This window comes from Streptosporangium sp. NPDC087985, assembly GCF_044741965.1.
Classification (GTDB): Bacteria; Actinomycetota; Actinomycetes; order Streptosporangiales; family Streptosporangiaceae; genus Streptosporangium.
Map to the genome: position 1 here is coordinate 23,008 of NZ_JBIUTQ010000004.1, position 15,118 is coordinate 38,125.

Below are 15,118 nucleotides of genomic sequence, written 5' to 3' on the forward strand. Positions count from 1 at the left end.
GATCACGTGCCGGACGGGGAAGAGGGAAGACTGCCCGCCTGGTCGGCCGCCTCGTACACCGCGGCATTGGCCCCTAGCCGCTTCCGGACGCCATCGATCTCCTCGATGTACGCAGCGAACGCGTCGAATATCCCCTCCCTGATGCGCGGGAGGTTCTTCTCCAGCTCCGCGCCGTACTGGTCGCTCCCCAGGGGGCGCCCCTCCCTCAGGAACGCCTCACCCAGCGAGATGTACGCCTCCCGCAGGAAGTCGTGCTCGTCACCGTAGTCCTGGGCTCTGCGGCGCAGTCCCGCCCATTCCGCGTAGTAGCCGTCAGGCACCGTCACCGGTGCCCCTCCGATTCCTTCGACGGCGACGTCACCGGCTGGGGCAGGAACGAATCGAAACTCGCCCCCTCCCCGAACAGCTCCTCGTACGGCAGGCCGTCCGGCACGAACGGAGCCATCAGCTCCCGCGTCCGGGCCGACACCTCGCCCGTCGCCACGCCGATCTGCTCCATGATCGACTGCGAGAGCTCCGCCGACGACAACTTCCGGTAGACCCGCGGATCGAACTCGATGTCCTGCACCTGGCCGCGCGGTCCCACGGTCACGGTCACCATCCGGTCGTCCGAGCAGGCGGTCACCGTCAGCTCGTTCAGCTTGCCGTACGTCTCGCGGAGCTGCGCCGCCTGCCGGTTGTACTCGTCGGCCAGTTCCTCGATGGCCGTCCGAAACTCATCGCTCACCGCAGTCACCCCTCGTAAGCCGTGCAGACCCGCCCGCCACAGAGACACCAATCGACCCAGAAATATCAGGTGATACCCGCCGAGGCGAGCAAAAAGGGCAAAGCAGTCAGGGGTTGTGAACTGTTACGTGTCTTGTCCGGGGGCAGCGGTCTCACGACGCATCTGATCGAGGATCGCGAACTCCTCGGGCGTGAGGTCGGCCGCGACGCTCAGCGTCCCCGTCGAAGTCTCCAGCACGATGGGCGGCTTCGACGTGCCGGGTTCAGAGACGACCGTGAAGGCGGGCACAACCGGGTCCACGTCTTCGCTCATGGCGGATCCTCGGAACTAGGGAACAGACCGGACAGGTTTCCATCCTGCCGGATGCCGGGCGGCGACGGCTATCAAGGGGCCGCGGATCCGACTCCCGAACTGTCCGGCGCGCCGACCAGGCCCCTTTCCGTGACCTCCCTCGGAAGATCCATGTCCACTAGGATCGACATTCATCGGCTCTGCGCCAAGCCGGAAGGGGCCAGCTGGGTGGCGGGTACAGATATCCACTTCGACGCTCTCGATCAGTGCCGTACGACCACGAAGAAACTGGCCGGAAAGTACGGCGACCTCGGCGGCACCTATCCCGCCACGTCGACCGACTCCTCCATCTTCGGGAGACTGGCGGACTCCGGCGCTCTGGCCGGCGCCGTGGACATGATCGAGAACACGGTCGACAGCGAGCTGGGCCAGGTCAAGAGCAAGCTCGAAGGCGTCGAGCGCGCGCTCGACGACGTGCAGGAGAACGTCCGCAAGGTCAACAGGGCCACCGGGCACCAGTACGCGGGCGGGGTCGGCCGCCCGTGACCGGCGGGGACCGCGGCAGAGAACCACTCACCGACAGGGGTGGCGGCAGGGAACCGCTCGCCCCCACCGTCCCGGGCAGCGCGGAACTGATCGACATCGCCATGAAGGTCAACGGCGAACGGGAGTCGATCACGGCGATCGCCACCAGGTGGCGGTCCGCGGCGGGCAAGGTGCACGAACACACCCGCGAGCTCAACGGTGCGGTGAACACGGTGGACGGCGCCTGGCAGGGCGAGTCGGCAGACGCTTTCGACACCTATATGCGCAAGTACGGCAAGGCCGGCAACGCGCTGCACGATGCGCTGTCGCACTGCGCGACCTCTCTCGACACCGTCGCCGAAACGCTCAACACCGCCGAGACCAAGGTGAACGCCATCACCGGCGACCTCGTCACCCGGTGGAACACCTACCGTGCCGACAACCCCAAGAGGACGGACACGGAGCTCGCGGCGGGGATCAAGGAGGCGGTCGACCAGGCCATCGCCGACGCCCGCGTCCATCTCGACGACGCCGGCAAGGCCGTCACCAAGGCGGCGACCGACCTCAGGAAGCACATGGACGACCGGTCGATCACCTTCGCCGATATTCCCGCGCCCGGTGACGAGAAGTTCGTGCCGGCGCCAGGCCGGACCGTCGACTGGCGGAAGACCCCCCTGGCCGATCCAGCACGGACGACGCTCGCCGGCACGGACGGCGGCGGTTCCGGTGGCTACAGCCCCGGTGGAGACGGTTCCGGCGGATACGGCTCCGGCGCCCCCTCGTCGGGCGGGACCGTCCCCGCGCCGAAGGAGAGGGTCGTGGAGTGGATCAAGCAGGCACTCACGATCATCAAGTCGGAGGAGATGGCGGGGGTCCTCAGAAAAAGAGGGATCGACGTCAGCGACCTGGACCCGGACGACCCGAAGGACATCCAGCGGATCTGGACGATCATTTACCACGAGTCCGGGGGGAACCCCAACGCCCAGAACAACTGGGACGTCAACGCACGCAACGGCGTCCCCTCCCAGGGACTGATGCAGACGATCCCGCCCACGTTCCAGGCGAACAGCCTTCCCGGCCACAACATGATCAAGGATCCGGTCGACAACATCATCGCCGGGGTCCTGTACACCTACCGACGCTACGGGTCTCTCGCCCACCATCCCGGCATCGCGTCCCTGGAGAGCGGCGGCGGATACAAGCCGTACTGACGGCCGGTCACGCCGCCGTGGCGATGGTGGCCGACCCGATCACGGTGTCACCCAGGTAGAGGACGGCCGCCTGACCGGCCGCGACCCCGGTGGCGGGAGCGTCCAGCGTGATGTGGACCTCGTCACCGGAGAGCTGGGCGCGGCAGCCGTACACCTCGCCGTGGGCACGGAGCTGGACCGTGCAGGACAGCGGCTCGCGCGGCTCGGCGACCGGGCCGTTCCAGACCGGCCGGGTGGCCACGATGGCCGTGACCTCCAGGGCCGACCGGGGGCCGACCGTGACCGTGTTGGAGACCGGCTCGATGGACAGCACGTAGCGCGGGCGGCCGTCGGAGGCGGGGCGGTCGATGTGCAGACCCTTGCGCTGACCGACGGTGAAGCCGTACGCACCCTCGTGCCTGCCGATGACCTCGCCGGACTCGTCCACGATCGGGCCCTCGGCCGCGCCGAGACGGTCGGCGAGGAAGCCGCGGGTGTCGCCGTCGGCGATGAAACAGATGTCGTGGCTGTCGGGCTTGTCGGCCACCATGAGCCCGCGCCGCGCGGCCTCCTCGCGGACCTGCGCCTTGGTGGAGTCGCCCAGCGGGAAGATCGCGTGCCTGAGCTGCTCCCGGGTGAGGACGCCGAGCACGTAGGACTGGTCCTTGCCCTCGTCGGGGCTGCGGCTCAGCACGCCGTCGACGATCCGGGCGTGGTGCCCGGTGGCCACCGCGTCGAAGCCCAGCGCGAGGGCCCGGTCGAGGACCGCCTCGAACTTGATCTTCTCGTTGCAGCGCAGGCACGGGTTGGGCGTGCGGCCCGCGGCGTATTCGCTGACGAAGTCCTCGACGACGTCGCGGTGGAACCGCTCGGCCATGTCCCAGATGTAGAAGGGGATGCCGATCACGTCGGCGGCCCTGCGCGCGTCTCGGGAGTCCTCGATCGTGCAGCACCCGCGGGCGCCGGTCCGGTACGACTGGGGATTGGCCGAGAGCGCCAGATGCACGCCGGTGACGTCATGGCCCGCCTCGGCGATACGGGCGGCTGCCACGGCGGAGTCGACGCCGCCGGACATGGCGGCAAGCACACGGAGTCTCATAACACCTTGAGCGTACCCGTGATGGCGGGCGTCCCGCCGTACTCGATCAGCTGAGACCCGCGCGACGGGCGCGCTCGACGATCAGCGCGATGACGTCGACCAGCCGGTCGACGTCGGCCTCGGTCGAGGTGTGGCCGAGGGAGAAGCGGAGCGAACCCCGCGCCCGGACCGCGTCGGCGCCCATGGCGAGCAGGACGTGGGAGGGCTGGGCCACCCCCGCCGAGCACGCCGAACCCGTGGAGCACTCCACCCCCTTGGCGTCCAGCAGCATGAGCAGCGCGTCGCCCTCGCAGCCGGGGAAGGAGAAGTGCGCGTTGCCGGGGAGCCGGTTCACCGGGTCACCGTTGAGGATCATGCCGGGTACGGCCTGGCGGACCCTGCGGATCAGGTCGTCGCGGAGGGCGGACAGCCGGGCCGACGTCTCGGCCTGGCGGGCCACCGCGGTCCGCACCGCCGCCGCGAAACCGGCGACCGCCGGGGCGTCGAGCGTGCCCGAGCGCACGTCGCGCTCCTGGCCGCCGCCGTGCAGCACCGGCACCGGGTCCACGCCCCGGGCGAGCAGCAGCGCGCCGACGCCTATCGGGCCGCCGACCTTGTGCCCGGAGATCGTCATCGCGTCGACGCCGGAGTCGGCGAACACCACGGGGAGCTGGCCGACGGCCTGGACGGCGTCGGTGTGGAAGGGGATGCCGTGGTCGCGGGCGATCCCGGCGAGCACGCGGACCGGCTGGACGGTGCCGACCTCGTTGTTGGCCCACATCACGCTGACCAGCGCGACGCTGTCCGGGTCGCGTTCGATGGCGGCGCGGAGGGTCTGCGGGTGCACCCTGCCGAACTCGTCCACGTCGAGCAGCTCGACGGTCGCCCCCTGCCGCTCACCCAGCCAGTGCGCCGGGTCCAGCACGCCGTGGTGCTCCACCGCGCTGACCAGGATCCGGCTCGCGCCCCCTGCGCGGCGGGCCCAGTAGAGGCCCTTGACGGCCAGGTTGTCGGCCTCGGTGCCGCCGGAGGTGAAGACCACTTCGCTGGGCCGGGCGCCGAGCGCGTCGGCGATCGTCTCTCGCGACTCCTCCACGACCCGGCGGGCACGGCGGCCCGCCGCGTGCAGCGACGACGCGTTGCCGACCTGGCCGAGGAGGGCTGTCATCACCTCGATCGCCTCGGGAAGCATCGGCGTGGTCGCCGCGTGATCGAGATAGGCGGACTCCACGACCGCACTCCCCTCCCCCAGCCTTCTTTCTGCCCTACAAGCGTATCCGGGGCCGCGGGGAACGCCGTCCCTCGCTTGCCACTGAACCGTCCAGACGGTACAGTAAATGGGGTGAGACGAGAAGAGTTACTGGATGCGGCGGAGGATCTGCTCTGCGACCAGGGCTCCTCGGCGCTCACCCTGGCAGCCGTCGCCGAGCGCGCCGGATGCAGCAAGGGCGGCCTTCTCTACCACTTCGGTACCAAGGAAGCCCTGATCAAGGGCATGGTCGAGCGGCTGATCGAAGACTTCGACCAGCTTATCGCCGCCCAGGGCCACGACACCTATACCAAGAACTATCTGGCCGCCACGTTCGCCGCCGTACAGAGCGGCAGACTGCGACGTTGGGCTGTGGTGACCGGAGCGTCCGGCAACCTCTACCTGCTCGCCCCGCTGCGCACGGCGATGGCTCGCTGGCACCGTGAGGGTCTCGACACCGAGCCCGACCCCGCGGCCGCGCAGATCGTGCGTCTCGCGTGTGAGGGCCTGTGGGACGTGGCCAGCCACGACCCCGACCTCTACGACGACGACCACTACGCCGACCTGAAGCAGCGCCTGCTCGGCCTGCTGCCCGCCTAGGCGGGATCACTCTCCGCACACATGTGGTGGTCGCTTCCGTTCCACGGAAGCGACCGGTCTGTGTGTGCCCATTTTCCAACGTCAGAAACATCATTGAAGGGATCGAGCATGACCCGCGACCTGAGGACCGCTCGCAATGGAGCGGTCCTCACATTTTTGCTCGCCGGACTTATGTGTGGATCGATGACCGTACGGATTCCGGCGCTGTCCGACAAACTCGGCCTGTCCGAGGGGTCGATCGGCGTCGCCCTCCTCGTGTGGGGCCTGGGAGCACTGGTCACCATGCAGTCGATGCGCGGCGTGATGACGCGCTTCGGCAGCCGGAGCATTCTGCGGGTCGGCGCTCCCCTCTGCGCGGCCGCCCTTGCCCTGCTGGCGTTCGCGCCGACGTTCCCGATGCTGCTGGTCGCCGTCGGGCTCTTCGGCCTGACGTTCGGCGCGATGGACATCGCGATGAACGCGCAGGGTTCGACGGTCGAGCGCGCCCACGGCCGCCCGCTGATGAACGGCATGCACGCGGGCTGGTGCGTGGGCGCGATCTCCGCGGGCCTGCTGGGCACCGCGGCCATCGCGGCGGGACTGTCGTTCACGGTCCATCTGACCCTGATCGCTCTGCTCTCCCTGCCCCTGCTGGTCGTCATCAGCCGCACCTACCTGCCGGATCCCGCCGTCACCGCCGGCCGCGAGACGGGTGGTCGCCGCCACCGGATGCCTCCGGTCGTCTACCTGCTCGGCGTGATCGCGTTCTGCGCGTTCATGGTCGAGGGCACGGTCGCCGACTGGAACGGCCTCTACCTGCGTAACATCCTCGGCGCTCCCGAGGCCGTGGCCGCACTGGGATATCCGATCTTCGAGGCGGGCATGCTGCTCGGCCGCCTCACCGGTGACCGCGTCCGGACCCGTTTCGGCGCCCGCGGCATGATCATCACCTCCGGCCTGGCCACCGCCGCCACCTTCACCGTGGTCATCACGGCCTCGACGGCCCTGGTCGCCATCTCCGCCATGTTCTTCGTGGGCGTCGCGGTGGCCACGGTCTCCCCGATGGCCATGTCCCTGGCGGGCGGCGCGGTCGACAACCCGGGCCCGGCCATCGCCCAGACCGGCGCGATGGGCTACGCGGGGCTGCTGCTCGGCCCGGTGATCATCGGCTTCCTCTCGGACGTGGCCACGCTCGGGACCGCGCTCGGCATCGCCGTCGTGCTCGGGGTCCTGATCGCGCTGGCTGCCCGCTTCCTGCCCCGTCGCGGCGCGGCCTCCACCCCGGCGGGGACCGCAGAGCGCGAGTTCTCCATGGCAGCCTGACCTCACGGCAGAAGAACAGCGCCGCACACCGTGTGCGGCGCTGTTCTCATCCCGCGTCTACTTGCGCTTGGTGATCTCGTCGGTCAGCTGCGGGACGACCTGGTTCAGGTCACCCACGACACCGAAGTCGGCGAGCTCGAAGATCGGCGCCTCGGCGTCCTTGTTGATGGCGATGATCGTCTTGGCGGTCTGCATGCCGGCCCGGTGCTGGATGGCACCGGAGATGCCCGCCGCGATGTAGAGCTGCGGCGAGACGGTCTTGCCGGTCTGGCCGACCTGGAACTGGTGCGGGTACCAACCGGCGTCGGTGGCGGCACGGGAGGCTCCGACGGCCGCGCCGAGCGAGTCGGCCAGCTTCTCGATGATCGAGAAGTTCTCCGCCGAGCCCACGCCACGGCCACCGGAGACCACGATGGCGGCCTCGGTGAGCTCGGGGCGGGCGCCCTTCGCCTCCTTGACGCGGTCCACGATCTTGGCGCCCTTGGCGGCGTCGGAGACGGTCACGGAGACCTGCTCCTCGGCGCCGGCGCCTGCGGCGGCCTCGACCGGCGTCGCGTTGGGACGGACCGCCACGATCGGGGTGCCCTTGGTCACGCGTGACTGGACGTTGACGCCGCCGCCGAAGATCGACTGGTCGGCGACCAGTCCGTCCTGGATGCCCACGACGTCGGTGAGGACACCGGAGTCGATCTTGATGGCCAGCCGGCCCGCGATCTCCTTGGCCTCGGCCGTCGCGGCGACGAGCACCGCGGCCGGGGACTTCTCGGAGACGAGCTGGGCCAGCAGCTCCGCCTTGGGCGCGACGACGTAGTCGTTGATGTCGGCGGAGTCGGCCACGTAGATCGTCTCGGCGCCGTGCTCAGCCAGCCCGGCTCTGGCGTCGGGACCGTATCCCGGTCCCACCCACACGGCCGACGGCGTGCCCAGCTTCCGGGCGAGCGTCAGCAGTTCCAGCGTGACCTTCTTGACCTGGCCTTCGACGTGTTCGACCAGAACGAGAACCTCAGACATATCAGCTAACCCCCCGTTCTCAGACGAACTTCTTCGACGCGAGGAAGTCGGCGGTCTTCACGCCGCCGTCGCCCTCATCCTTGACGATGGTGCCGGCCGCGCGCGGCGGGGCGACGGCGAAGTCGGCGACCTCGCTCCAGGAGCCGGCGAGGCCGACCTTGGAGACGTCGATGTCGGCGTCGGCGACGCCGAGCTTCTCGACCGGCTTCTTCTTCGCCGCCATGATGCCCTTGAAGGACGGGTAGCGCGGCTCGTTGATCTTCTCGACGACGGAGACGACGGCGGGCAACGAGGCCTCCACCCTGTCGTACCCGTAGTCGGTGACACGCTGGATGGTGATCGCTCCGCCGTCCACCTCGACCTTGTTGGCGAAGGTGAGCTGCGGCACGCCCAGGCGCTCGGCCAGCATGGCGGCCAGCACACCGGTGCGGGCGTCGGTCGACTCGGAGCCGAGCACGACCAGGTCGAACCCGATCTTCTTGAGCGTCTGCGCCAGGGCGTAGGAGGTGCCCAGCGCGTCCGAGCCGTGCAGCGCGTCGTCCACCAGGTGGACCGCCTTGTCGGCGCCCATGGCCAGGGCCTTGCGGATGGTGTCGGCGGCCTTGTCGGGGCCCATGGTGAGGACGGTCACGGTCGCCTCACCGCCGTGGGCCTCCTTCAGACGCAGCGCCTCCTCGACCGCGTACTCACACAGCTCGTTGATGACGCCGTCCGCGGCATCACGGTCGAGCGTCTTGTCATCGGACCTCAGCTTGCGCTCGGTCGCCGTGTCGGGGACCTGCTTCACGCAGACGACGATGTTCATGACCGGTGGCCGACCTCCCGTGTTCGCGTGCGCCACCGCATCGCTGCGGTTGACGCCGGATGCTCGGTACGTACACGCGGGGCACGTGCACGTGATGCCAAGACTGCCAGACGCCCGAGGACGACATGACAGTGGGTGACCAAGTTTGGGACATGCCCGCCCCAGTTCCCGGCTCCATGTTACTTGTCGGTAGCTTAGGTGCAAATCCCCAGGCCACACAGCCCGCATCGGATGGTCCGACAGCGGCCCGCTCGGCAGCCCTCCACTGTACCGAACTATGTTCCGGAACCTGTGCGCACGATCCCCGTCACCGCCACGTCACCGGGGAGATCTCAACTGGCGAAAAGGATCGCGACCAGGACGAAGACGACGGTACCGAGAGCCAGCGCGAGAGTGAGAGTGCTGAAGAACGCGCCGAGGGCGGCCCAGAGCGCGACGGCGCCGGCGGCGCTGCCCAGGTCGACGATCATGCGTGCGCGGTTCCGGCGGACGGACAGGGCGATCCCCCCGTCGACGAGCGTCACCAGGCCGTAGACGGTGAGCAGGAGCAGCGACACCTCGGGGAGCGGATCTCTGGCCGTCGCCGCCATCAGGGCGACGAGCAGACCGGTGCCGATGACCCAGCGGCGGTGCAGGACCGCCCTGCGGCGCTCGCGGGTCTCCTCGGCCGAGGGCCTGCCGGACACCGGGCGCCGCCCGGGACGCCACTCCCGGGTGGCGAGCTCCTGCACGACGTTCCCCGCCGCACCCGCCTCGTGCAGGGCGGTGTCCTGGGCCTCGGGGGCCTCCCGGCCCCTGACTGCCTCGTGGACCCGGGTGGTCACCGAGGAGGGCCGGGGCCTGGGGATCGCCGGGTGGACGGCCGGGCCCGCGGCGCCCAGGCGGTCCAGGACCGCGACGGCGGCCGGACGGGCGGCCGGATCCCGTCGCAGACACTCCTGGAGCACCGGTTCCAGCCAGCCGGGCACCCCCTCCAGATCAGGAGCGTGGTGGACGACGCGGTAGCCGATCGCCGAGGCCGGGCCCGTGCCGAACGGGTGCCGTCCGGTGGCCGCGTAGGCCAGCGTGGCGCCGAACGAGAAGAGGTCGGCCGCCGCTCCCGAGCCGGTGCCCTCGATCACCTCGGGCGCCAGATAACCGGGCGTGCCGAGGATCACGCCGGACACGGTGACCGAGACGGAGTCGAGCGCGCAGGCGATACCGAAGTCGATCACGACAGGCTCGCCGTCGGTCAGGATCACGTTGGCGGGCTTCAGATCGCGGTGCACGACCCCGGCGGCGTGGATGGCGGCCAGCGCCTCGGCCAGGCCACACGCCAGCCGTACGAGATCGTCGCCCTCGAGCGGTCCGTCGCCGGCGACCACCACGCTGAGCGGGCGGCCCTGCACGTAGCGCGTGACCAGGTAGGGGCGGGCACCCTCCAGCGAGGCGTCCAGGACCTCGGCGACGTGCGGCCCCTGGACCCGTCGCATGGTCTCCACCTCACGGGCCAGCCGGGCGAGAGCCGTCACGTCGGCCGCGACCTGGGGGTGCAGGATCTTGACGGCCACCGTCTGCCCCTCGGGATTCAGCGCGAGATGGACCTCACCGAATCCGCCCGCACCGAGCGTCGACAGCAGGTGGTACGGGCCGAGGCGTTCACCGTCCGGCGCTCCCATGCGACTCCCTCCGGTATGTCCCCTTCATCGTGCCCTAGAGGTGCCGATCGCGCACGGGTCACCTTCCGAAGGTGAGGAACCCGAGGCCGAGACTCCTCATGAGGTCCTTGACGAGGCCACCGATGAGGTCGAGCGCCCCCATCGTGCCGTTCTCCACCTGGGCCTGCCACTCCCTGCTGAGCTGCTTCACCACGGCGCTCGGCTGGTCCCACGGCGCGAAGGACGGGGCCATGCCAAGCACCGCCATCACCGAGAGGAACGCCAGCGTGCCCAGGATGATCGTGGTCACCATGGCCGCTCCGGGGCTGCGGATCACGCCCGTCAGCGCGCGGGAGACGGCCTTGCGCGGCTTACCGCCGCCGGGCAGCACGAACAGCCCGGCCACGAACGCACCCGCCGCGTAGGCGGCGGCCGGGTCGGTCTTCATCTGCCCGACGTAGACCAGCACTCCCCACGCGCACATGCCGAACATCGCCGCCAGCGGGGCCGTGACCAGCGTCGCGAACACCGCCTTGACCAGTGCCCACGGGGCGCCGAGCACCACCAGCAGCGGATCGGTGGCGCTGTTTCCCCGCACCGAGCGACGCTGGGCCAGGTCCCCGAAGAGATATTCGCCGACCCGCAGGCACGCCACCGCGACCAGCGCGAACGCGCTGACCATGACCGGCCGCACGCAGGCCAGCGCGACGAAAATCGTCAGCAGCAGCAGCGCGGCCAGCGGGTGGCCGGTCCGGTAGGACGGGCGGTCCTGCGGCGGGGTGTGGGGCCGGGGCTGGACGGCCGGCGGGGCGTACGGCCGGGCCGGGCCGGTCGGCGGAGGCGGCGGATAGCCGGCGACCCGCTGGTCGGCGTAGGGCGGCGGCACTCCCCTCGACTGCTGCGCCGAGGACGGCGCCGGGACGTACGGCGGCGGGGTCACCTCCGTGGAACGGGGCGGTTCGGAGCGCGGCCTGCGCTCCCGCCGCTCCGGCTTGGCGTACTCCACCGGGGTCAGCAGGTCGGAGTAGCTCCCGTCCTGCGGCAGCACCCGGGTGCCGTTCGGCGCGGGCGGCGCGGACTGTGCGGACTGTGCGGACGAGGAGAGCTGCGCGGACGAGGAGGGCGGAGCCTCGCCGTCCAGGATCTTGGTGCCGTCGTCCACGCCGAACACCCGAGTGCCGCCGTCGAGGACGGTGGTGGGCGGTGTCTCCTGAAAGGCCGTCACCGAGGGGTCGAGGGCACGTGCCATCCGGTACAGCGCCTGCGCGCCCGGCCGGGCGGCCGGATCCACCGCCAGTGCCTGGCGGAGCCAGCCGCGCAGCCAGACGGGGGCCAGGTCGATGTTGGCCCGGCCCTCCATGATGTTGAAGCAGACGACCTCGAAGCTGCCCGTGCCGAACGGCGGTTTGCCGGTCGCCCCGAAGAAGACCGTCGAGGCCAGCGCGTGCACGTCGGCCGCCTGGGTGATGTCGGTATCCCGGATGATCTCGGGGGCGAGGTAACCGGGCGTGCCGACGAACATGCCCGTCTGGGTCAGCCGGGTGGCGTTGACCAGGTGCGCGATACCGAAGTCGATGACCAGCGGGTCACCATTGACGATCATCACGTTGGACGGCTTGAAGTCGCGGTGGATGACGTCGGCGGCGTGGATCGCCACGAGCGCCGCGCACATGCCCTGGGCGAGCCTGATCACCTCGTCGGGCGCGAGCGGCCCGTCGGCGAGGACCGTCTCCTCCAACGTGCGGCCCGGGGAGAAGCGGGTCACGATGTAGGGCCGCCCGCCGGCCAGCTCGGCGTCGAGGACCTCCGCCACCTGCGGGCTGCGCACCCGTCGCATGGTCTCCACCTCGCGGGTGAGCCGGTCGCGGGCCTTGAGGTCGGCGGCCACGTGCGGGTGCAGGACCTTGACGGCCACCTCCCGCCCGTCCTCGTCGAGCCCCAGGTGGACGACCCCCATGCCACCTTCGCCGATCTTTCTGAGCAGGCGGTACGGTCCCAGCCGCTCAGGCGCCTGCGTGTCCCCCGTCATCGCGCCGCCTTCCGTAGATCCGTCAGTTCCGTCACCACCGTCCCGACATCGACCGGCGCCCACAGCGCCGGCCGCGCCCCGTCTCTCACGGTGCCGCTCACAAGAAAGATCATGAATGCGGCCACCACACCCAGCAGCGCGGCCATGGCCGTGGCCGCGTTACGCGAGGGCAGCAGTGATGCCAGCGTACGTCGTAGCTGACGGCTGGGGCCCTCCACACCGGGCCCCGCGCAGGCCGTCCACAGCGCGACCGCCGCGCCCCAGCTCAGCGCGTTGGCGGCGGGCATCTTCGCGACGGCCACGGTGAGCAGCAGCGTCACCGGCAGGCCGAGGATCAGCGCGTACGGCACGAGCGCCAGGGTGATGCCCAGCGACTTCAGGAGCGCGGCCGGCTGGCTGAGCACCCGGAACACGTCCGTGGCGGCCGCGCCCGCCGCACGGCGGGTGTTGAGCCTGGGCTGGGCGATGTCGGCGGCGCGGAGCAGGATCACGACCGGGATCGCCAGGACGGTGACGGCGATCGGCATCATGACGGCCGTGGCCGTCATGACGACCAGCAGCATCATGCCCGCGACGCCGTACGCCTTGGAACGCTGCAGCGTGTGCTCCGGCCGCAGGCCCGGGTACGGCGACGCGGGCACCTGCTGCTGCGGAGGCTGGGGTTGCGGAGGCTGGGGCTGCGGGTGCGCGTACGGGTAGGGCTGCGGAGCCGGCCGGACGTGTGGTGTCTGCTCGAACAGCGCCTGCTGCGGCGGGTACGGTGGTGGGGGGGCCTGTCCGGGCTGGGGAGGGTGAGCGCGGATGTACTCCTGCAGGTCCTGGGGGCGGACCCGCCGGGTCGGGATGTCGCCGTCGGCCACCGGAGCCGGGGGCTCCCGCCATCCCGCGCGGTCCGGGCTGATCTGGTCTCCGGTGGAGAACCGGGCTCTGGTGGGGATGTCCTCGGGGCTGAGCCGGCCGGTGGGCAGCTCGTGCGAGGCCTGCTGGGCCGTCGCGGCCTGGCGCAGTTCCTCGGCCGTCACCCGGCGGGTGGGCGCCTGCTCGGGCACCTGCTCGCCGAGCAGCGAGATGTATTCGCCCGGCTGTGCCACCGGGGCCGGGGGCCACGACGTGGGCCGCGGCGAGGTCTCCGGGCGGGAGGCCACCGGCGTGGGCACGTCGCCGGGGTCGTCGAAGTGCGAGACCGTGGTGATCTCGTCGGGCACCCGGGGCCGGCCCGCGCGGGACATCAGGCGCTCCACCTGCGCGGTGAGCTCGGCGGCCTTGGGCCGCCTGGCGGGGTCACGCTGCAGCGCGGCCCGGAGCACCGGCTGGAGCGCCTGCGGGACGGCGTCCACGTTCGCCTTGCCCGCGGTGATGTTGTAGAAGATCATTTCCAGCGTGCCCTTGCCGAAGGGCGGCTGGCCGGTGGCCGCGAAGAGCAGCGTGCCCCCCCAGGCGTGCACGTCCACCTCGGGGCCCGCCTCGTGGCCCTCGATGATCTCGGGGGCGAGGTAGCCGGGCGTGCCGATGAACATGCCGGTCTGGGTGAGCCTGGTGGCGTCCACGGCCTGGGCGATGCCGAAGTCGATCAGGACGGGCTGGCCGTCCAGGATGAGGACGTTACCCGGCTTGAGGTCACGGTGGATCACTCCGACGGAGTGCACGGCGGCCAGCGCCGCCGCCACCCCGTGCGCGACCTTCAGCAGCGCGGGCAGCTCCATCGGGCCGTCCTGCTTGATCAGCTCATCCAGCGGCTGGCCGGGGACGTATCGGGTCACAATGTAGGGCCGGTGGCCGGTCACGTCGGCGTCGAGCACCTCGGCGATGTGCTCGCTGCGCACCCGCCGCATGGTCTCCACCTCGCGCGAGAGCCGTCGGCGCGCGACGTCGTCGCCGGCCACCTCGGCGCGCAGGACCTTCACCGCCACCTGCCGCCCCTGCGGATCGACGGCGAGGTGAACCACACCCATGCCACCCTCACCGAGCCGCCGGAGCAGTCGGTAGGGGCCCAGTCGGTCGTCCTGATTCATGGCATGAAGAACCATACCGGCTTAAACACCGCCCAAGAGATGAACCATCAGGCCATATTCTTCGATCGAACAACGTCTGCCAGAGCTCAACGGTTTCCCAAAGGCCGGAAACACTCAATCTCTTTTCGGCGTCAGTTGGCCAGGCGGAACACCTCCGCGGTTTTCAGACCGGCGAGCACCGCCCCCGGGACCGCCAGCTTGGAGTGGCGGACGCCGCTGCCGATCACGACTCCCGGATGGGCCGCCACGGCCTCGTCCACGAGCACCGGCCATCCCTCGGGCAGCCCCAGCGGAGTGATCCCGCCGTACTCCATCCCCGTCAGGCCGACCGCGTCCTCCTGCGGCGCGAAGGAGATCTTCCGCGCGTCCAGATGCCGCCGGACCACCCCGTTGACGTCCGCCCTCGTGGTGGCGAGCACCACGCAGGCCGCGTAACGGACCTCGCCGCCCCGCTTGGCCGCCACGATCACGCAGTTGGCCGACTCCGCCGGTTCCACGTCGTAGCGTTCGCAGAACGCCGCCGTGTCCGCCAGCGCCGGGTCGATCTCCGCGACCTCCACACCGTCGAGCTCCGCGACCGCCCGTGCCACCGGCTCCGCCAACAGGTCGAGCCGCCCGGCGGCCTTCGCCCAGTCCAATGTCCCGATCGCCATCGTCTCTCC

General features: G+C 70.5%; 15 protein-coding genes. 4 read left to right on the plus strand and 11 right to left on the minus strand.

Features of this window, described 5'->3' with window-relative positions:
* Positions 1-2: 2 nt before the first annotated feature.
* The 3 genes from ACIN94_RS11275 to ACIN94_RS11285 all read right to left on the minus strand — a co-directional run bounded on the left by ACIN94_RS11275 (position 3) and on the right by ACIN94_RS11285 (position 1,039).
* Entirely contained in the window at positions 3-326 is a 324-nt protein-coding gene (locus tag ACIN94_RS11275) for a hypothetical protein (protein WP_400703118.1), read from the minus strand.
* Positions 323-727 (minus strand): YbaB/EbfC family nucleoid-associated protein, encoded by a 405-nt coding sequence (locus ACIN94_RS11280; RefSeq protein ID WP_400703121.1) that lies wholly within the window; start codon positions 725-727, stop codon positions 323-325. The genes ACIN94_RS11275 and ACIN94_RS11280 overlap by 4 nt, the downstream gene beginning before the upstream one ends.
* A 123-nt stretch (positions 728-850) precedes the next feature.
* Positions 851-1,039 carry a hypothetical protein gene (locus ACIN94_RS11285; RefSeq protein WP_400703124.1) on the minus strand — a complete coding sequence of 63 codons (189 nt, stop codon included), beginning with the start codon at positions 1,037-1,039 and terminating at the stop codon, positions 851-853.
* A 150-nt stretch (positions 1,040-1,189) separates the two neighbouring features.
* On the opposite strand from ACIN94_RS11285, the gene ACIN94_RS11290 reads away from it, so the two are divergent.
* A complete protein-coding gene (locus tag ACIN94_RS11290) occupies positions 1,190-1,564 on the plus strand; it encodes a hypothetical protein (protein ID WP_400703127.1) in 375 nt (124 codons plus the stop codon).
* Positions 1,561-2,754 (plus strand): transglycosylase SLT domain-containing protein, encoded by a 1,194-nt coding sequence (locus ACIN94_RS11295; protein ID WP_400703130.1) that lies wholly within the window; start codon positions 1,561-1,563, stop codon positions 2,752-2,754. The genes ACIN94_RS11290 and ACIN94_RS11295 overlap by 4 nt, the downstream gene beginning before the upstream one ends.
* A gap of 7 nt (positions 2,755-2,761) precedes the next feature.
* Here the strand turns inward: ACIN94_RS11295 and mnmA are convergent, their stop codons facing one another.
* Both mnmA and ACIN94_RS11305 read right to left on the minus strand, forming a co-directional pair.
* Positions 2,762-3,832, minus strand: coding sequence for a tRNA 2-thiouridine(34) synthase MnmA (gene mnmA, locus ACIN94_RS11300; protein WP_400703133.1), 1,071 nt, complete (start codon positions 3,830-3,832; stop codon positions 2,762-2,764).
* 46 nt (positions 3,833-3,878) lie between these two features.
* The gene (locus ACIN94_RS11305; RefSeq protein ID WP_400703136.1) at positions 3,879-5,042 is read right to left on the minus strand and encodes a cysteine desulfurase family protein; all 1,164 of its coding nucleotides are present in this window, start codon (positions 5,040-5,042) and stop codon (positions 3,879-3,881) included.
* 111 nt (positions 5,043-5,153) lie between these two features.
* Between ACIN94_RS11305 and ACIN94_RS11310 the strand changes: the two genes are divergently transcribed.
* Positions 5,154-5,660 carry a TetR/AcrR family transcriptional regulator gene (locus ACIN94_RS11310; protein WP_400703139.1) on the plus strand — a complete coding sequence of 169 codons (507 nt, stop codon included), beginning with the start codon at positions 5,154-5,156 and terminating at the stop codon, positions 5,658-5,660.
* A gap of 108 nt (positions 5,661-5,768) precedes the next feature.
* Entirely contained in the window at positions 5,769-6,962 is a 1,194-nt protein-coding gene (locus ACIN94_RS11315) for an MFS transporter (protein WP_400703142.1), read from the plus strand.
* Between the two features lie 57 nt (positions 6,963-7,019).
* On the opposite strand, the gene ACIN94_RS11320 is transcribed toward ACIN94_RS11315, so the two are convergent.
* From ACIN94_RS11320 to ACIN94_RS11345, 6 genes are all read right to left on the minus strand, one after another.
* Positions 7,020-7,973 (minus strand): electron transfer flavoprotein subunit alpha/FixB family protein, encoded by a 954-nt coding sequence (locus tag ACIN94_RS11320; RefSeq protein WP_400703145.1) that lies wholly within the window; start codon positions 7,971-7,973, stop codon positions 7,020-7,022.
* A gap of 19 nt (positions 7,974-7,992) precedes the next feature.
* Positions 7,993-8,778 carry an electron transfer flavoprotein subunit beta/FixA family protein gene (locus ACIN94_RS11325; protein WP_400703148.1) on the minus strand — a complete coding sequence of 262 codons (786 nt, stop codon included), beginning with the start codon at positions 8,776-8,778 and terminating at the stop codon, positions 7,993-7,995.
* Between the two features lie 332 nt (positions 8,779-9,110).
* Complete coding sequence (locus tag ACIN94_RS11330; RefSeq protein WP_400703151.1) at positions 9,111-10,436, minus strand: serine/threonine-protein kinase; 1,326 nt, start codon at positions 10,434-10,436, stop codon at positions 9,111-9,113.
* Between the two features lie 58 nt (positions 10,437-10,494).
* Complete coding sequence (locus tag ACIN94_RS11335) at positions 10,495-12,444, minus strand: serine/threonine-protein kinase (protein ID WP_400703154.1); 1,950 nt, start codon at positions 12,442-12,444, stop codon at positions 10,495-10,497.
* A complete protein-coding gene (locus tag ACIN94_RS11340; RefSeq protein WP_400703157.1) occupies positions 12,441-14,456 on the minus strand; it encodes a serine/threonine-protein kinase in 2,016 nt (671 codons plus the stop codon). The genes ACIN94_RS11335 and ACIN94_RS11340 overlap by 4 nt, the downstream gene beginning before the upstream one ends.
* 131 nt (positions 14,457-14,587) lie before the next feature.
* Positions 14,588-15,109 carry a YbaK/EbsC family protein gene (locus tag ACIN94_RS11345; RefSeq protein ID WP_400703160.1) on the minus strand — a complete coding sequence of 174 codons (522 nt, stop codon included), beginning with the start codon at positions 15,107-15,109 and terminating at the stop codon, positions 14,588-14,590.
* Positions 15,110-15,118 lie beyond the last annotated feature (9 nt).

Excerpts from the sequence above, each read along its gene's own strand:
- ACIN94_RS11285 (WP_400703124.1), bottom strand. The coding sequence starts at position 1,039 with ATGAGCGAAGACGTGGACCCGGTTGTGCCCGCCTTCACGGTCGTCTCT.
- ACIN94_RS11290 (WP_400703127.1), top strand. The coding sequence starts at position 1,190 with ATGTCCACTAGGATCGACATTCATCGGCTCTGCGCCAAGCCGGAAGGG.
- mnmA (WP_400703133.1), bottom strand. The coding sequence starts at position 3,832 with ATGAGACTCCGTGTGCTTGCCGCCATGTCCGGCGGCGTCGACTCCGCC.
- ACIN94_RS11315 (WP_400703142.1), top strand. The coding sequence starts at position 5,769 with ATGACCCGCGACCTGAGGACCGCTCGCAATGGAGCGGTCCTCACATTT.
- ACIN94_RS11320 (WP_400703145.1), bottom strand. The coding sequence starts at position 7,973 with ATGTCTGAGGTTCTCGTTCTGGTCGAACACGTCGAAGGCCAGGTCAAG.
- ACIN94_RS11325 (WP_400703148.1), bottom strand. The coding sequence starts at position 8,778 with ATGAACATCGTCGTCTGCGTGAAGCAGGTCCCCGACACGGCGACCGAG.
- ACIN94_RS11330 (WP_400703151.1), bottom strand. The coding sequence starts at position 10,436 with ATGGGAGCGCCGGACGGTGAACGCCTCGGCCCGTACCACCTGCTGTCG.
- ACIN94_RS11335 (WP_400703154.1), bottom strand. The coding sequence starts at position 12,444 with ATGACGGGGGACACGCAGGCGCCTGAGCGGCTGGGACCGTACCGCCTG.
- ACIN94_RS11340 (WP_400703157.1), bottom strand. The coding sequence starts at position 14,456 with ATGAATCAGGACGACCGACTGGGCCCCTACCGACTGCTCCGGCGGCTC.
- ACIN94_RS11345 (WP_400703160.1), bottom strand. The coding sequence starts at position 15,109 with ATGGCGATCGGGACATTGGACTGGGCGAAGGCCGCCGGGCGGCTCGAC.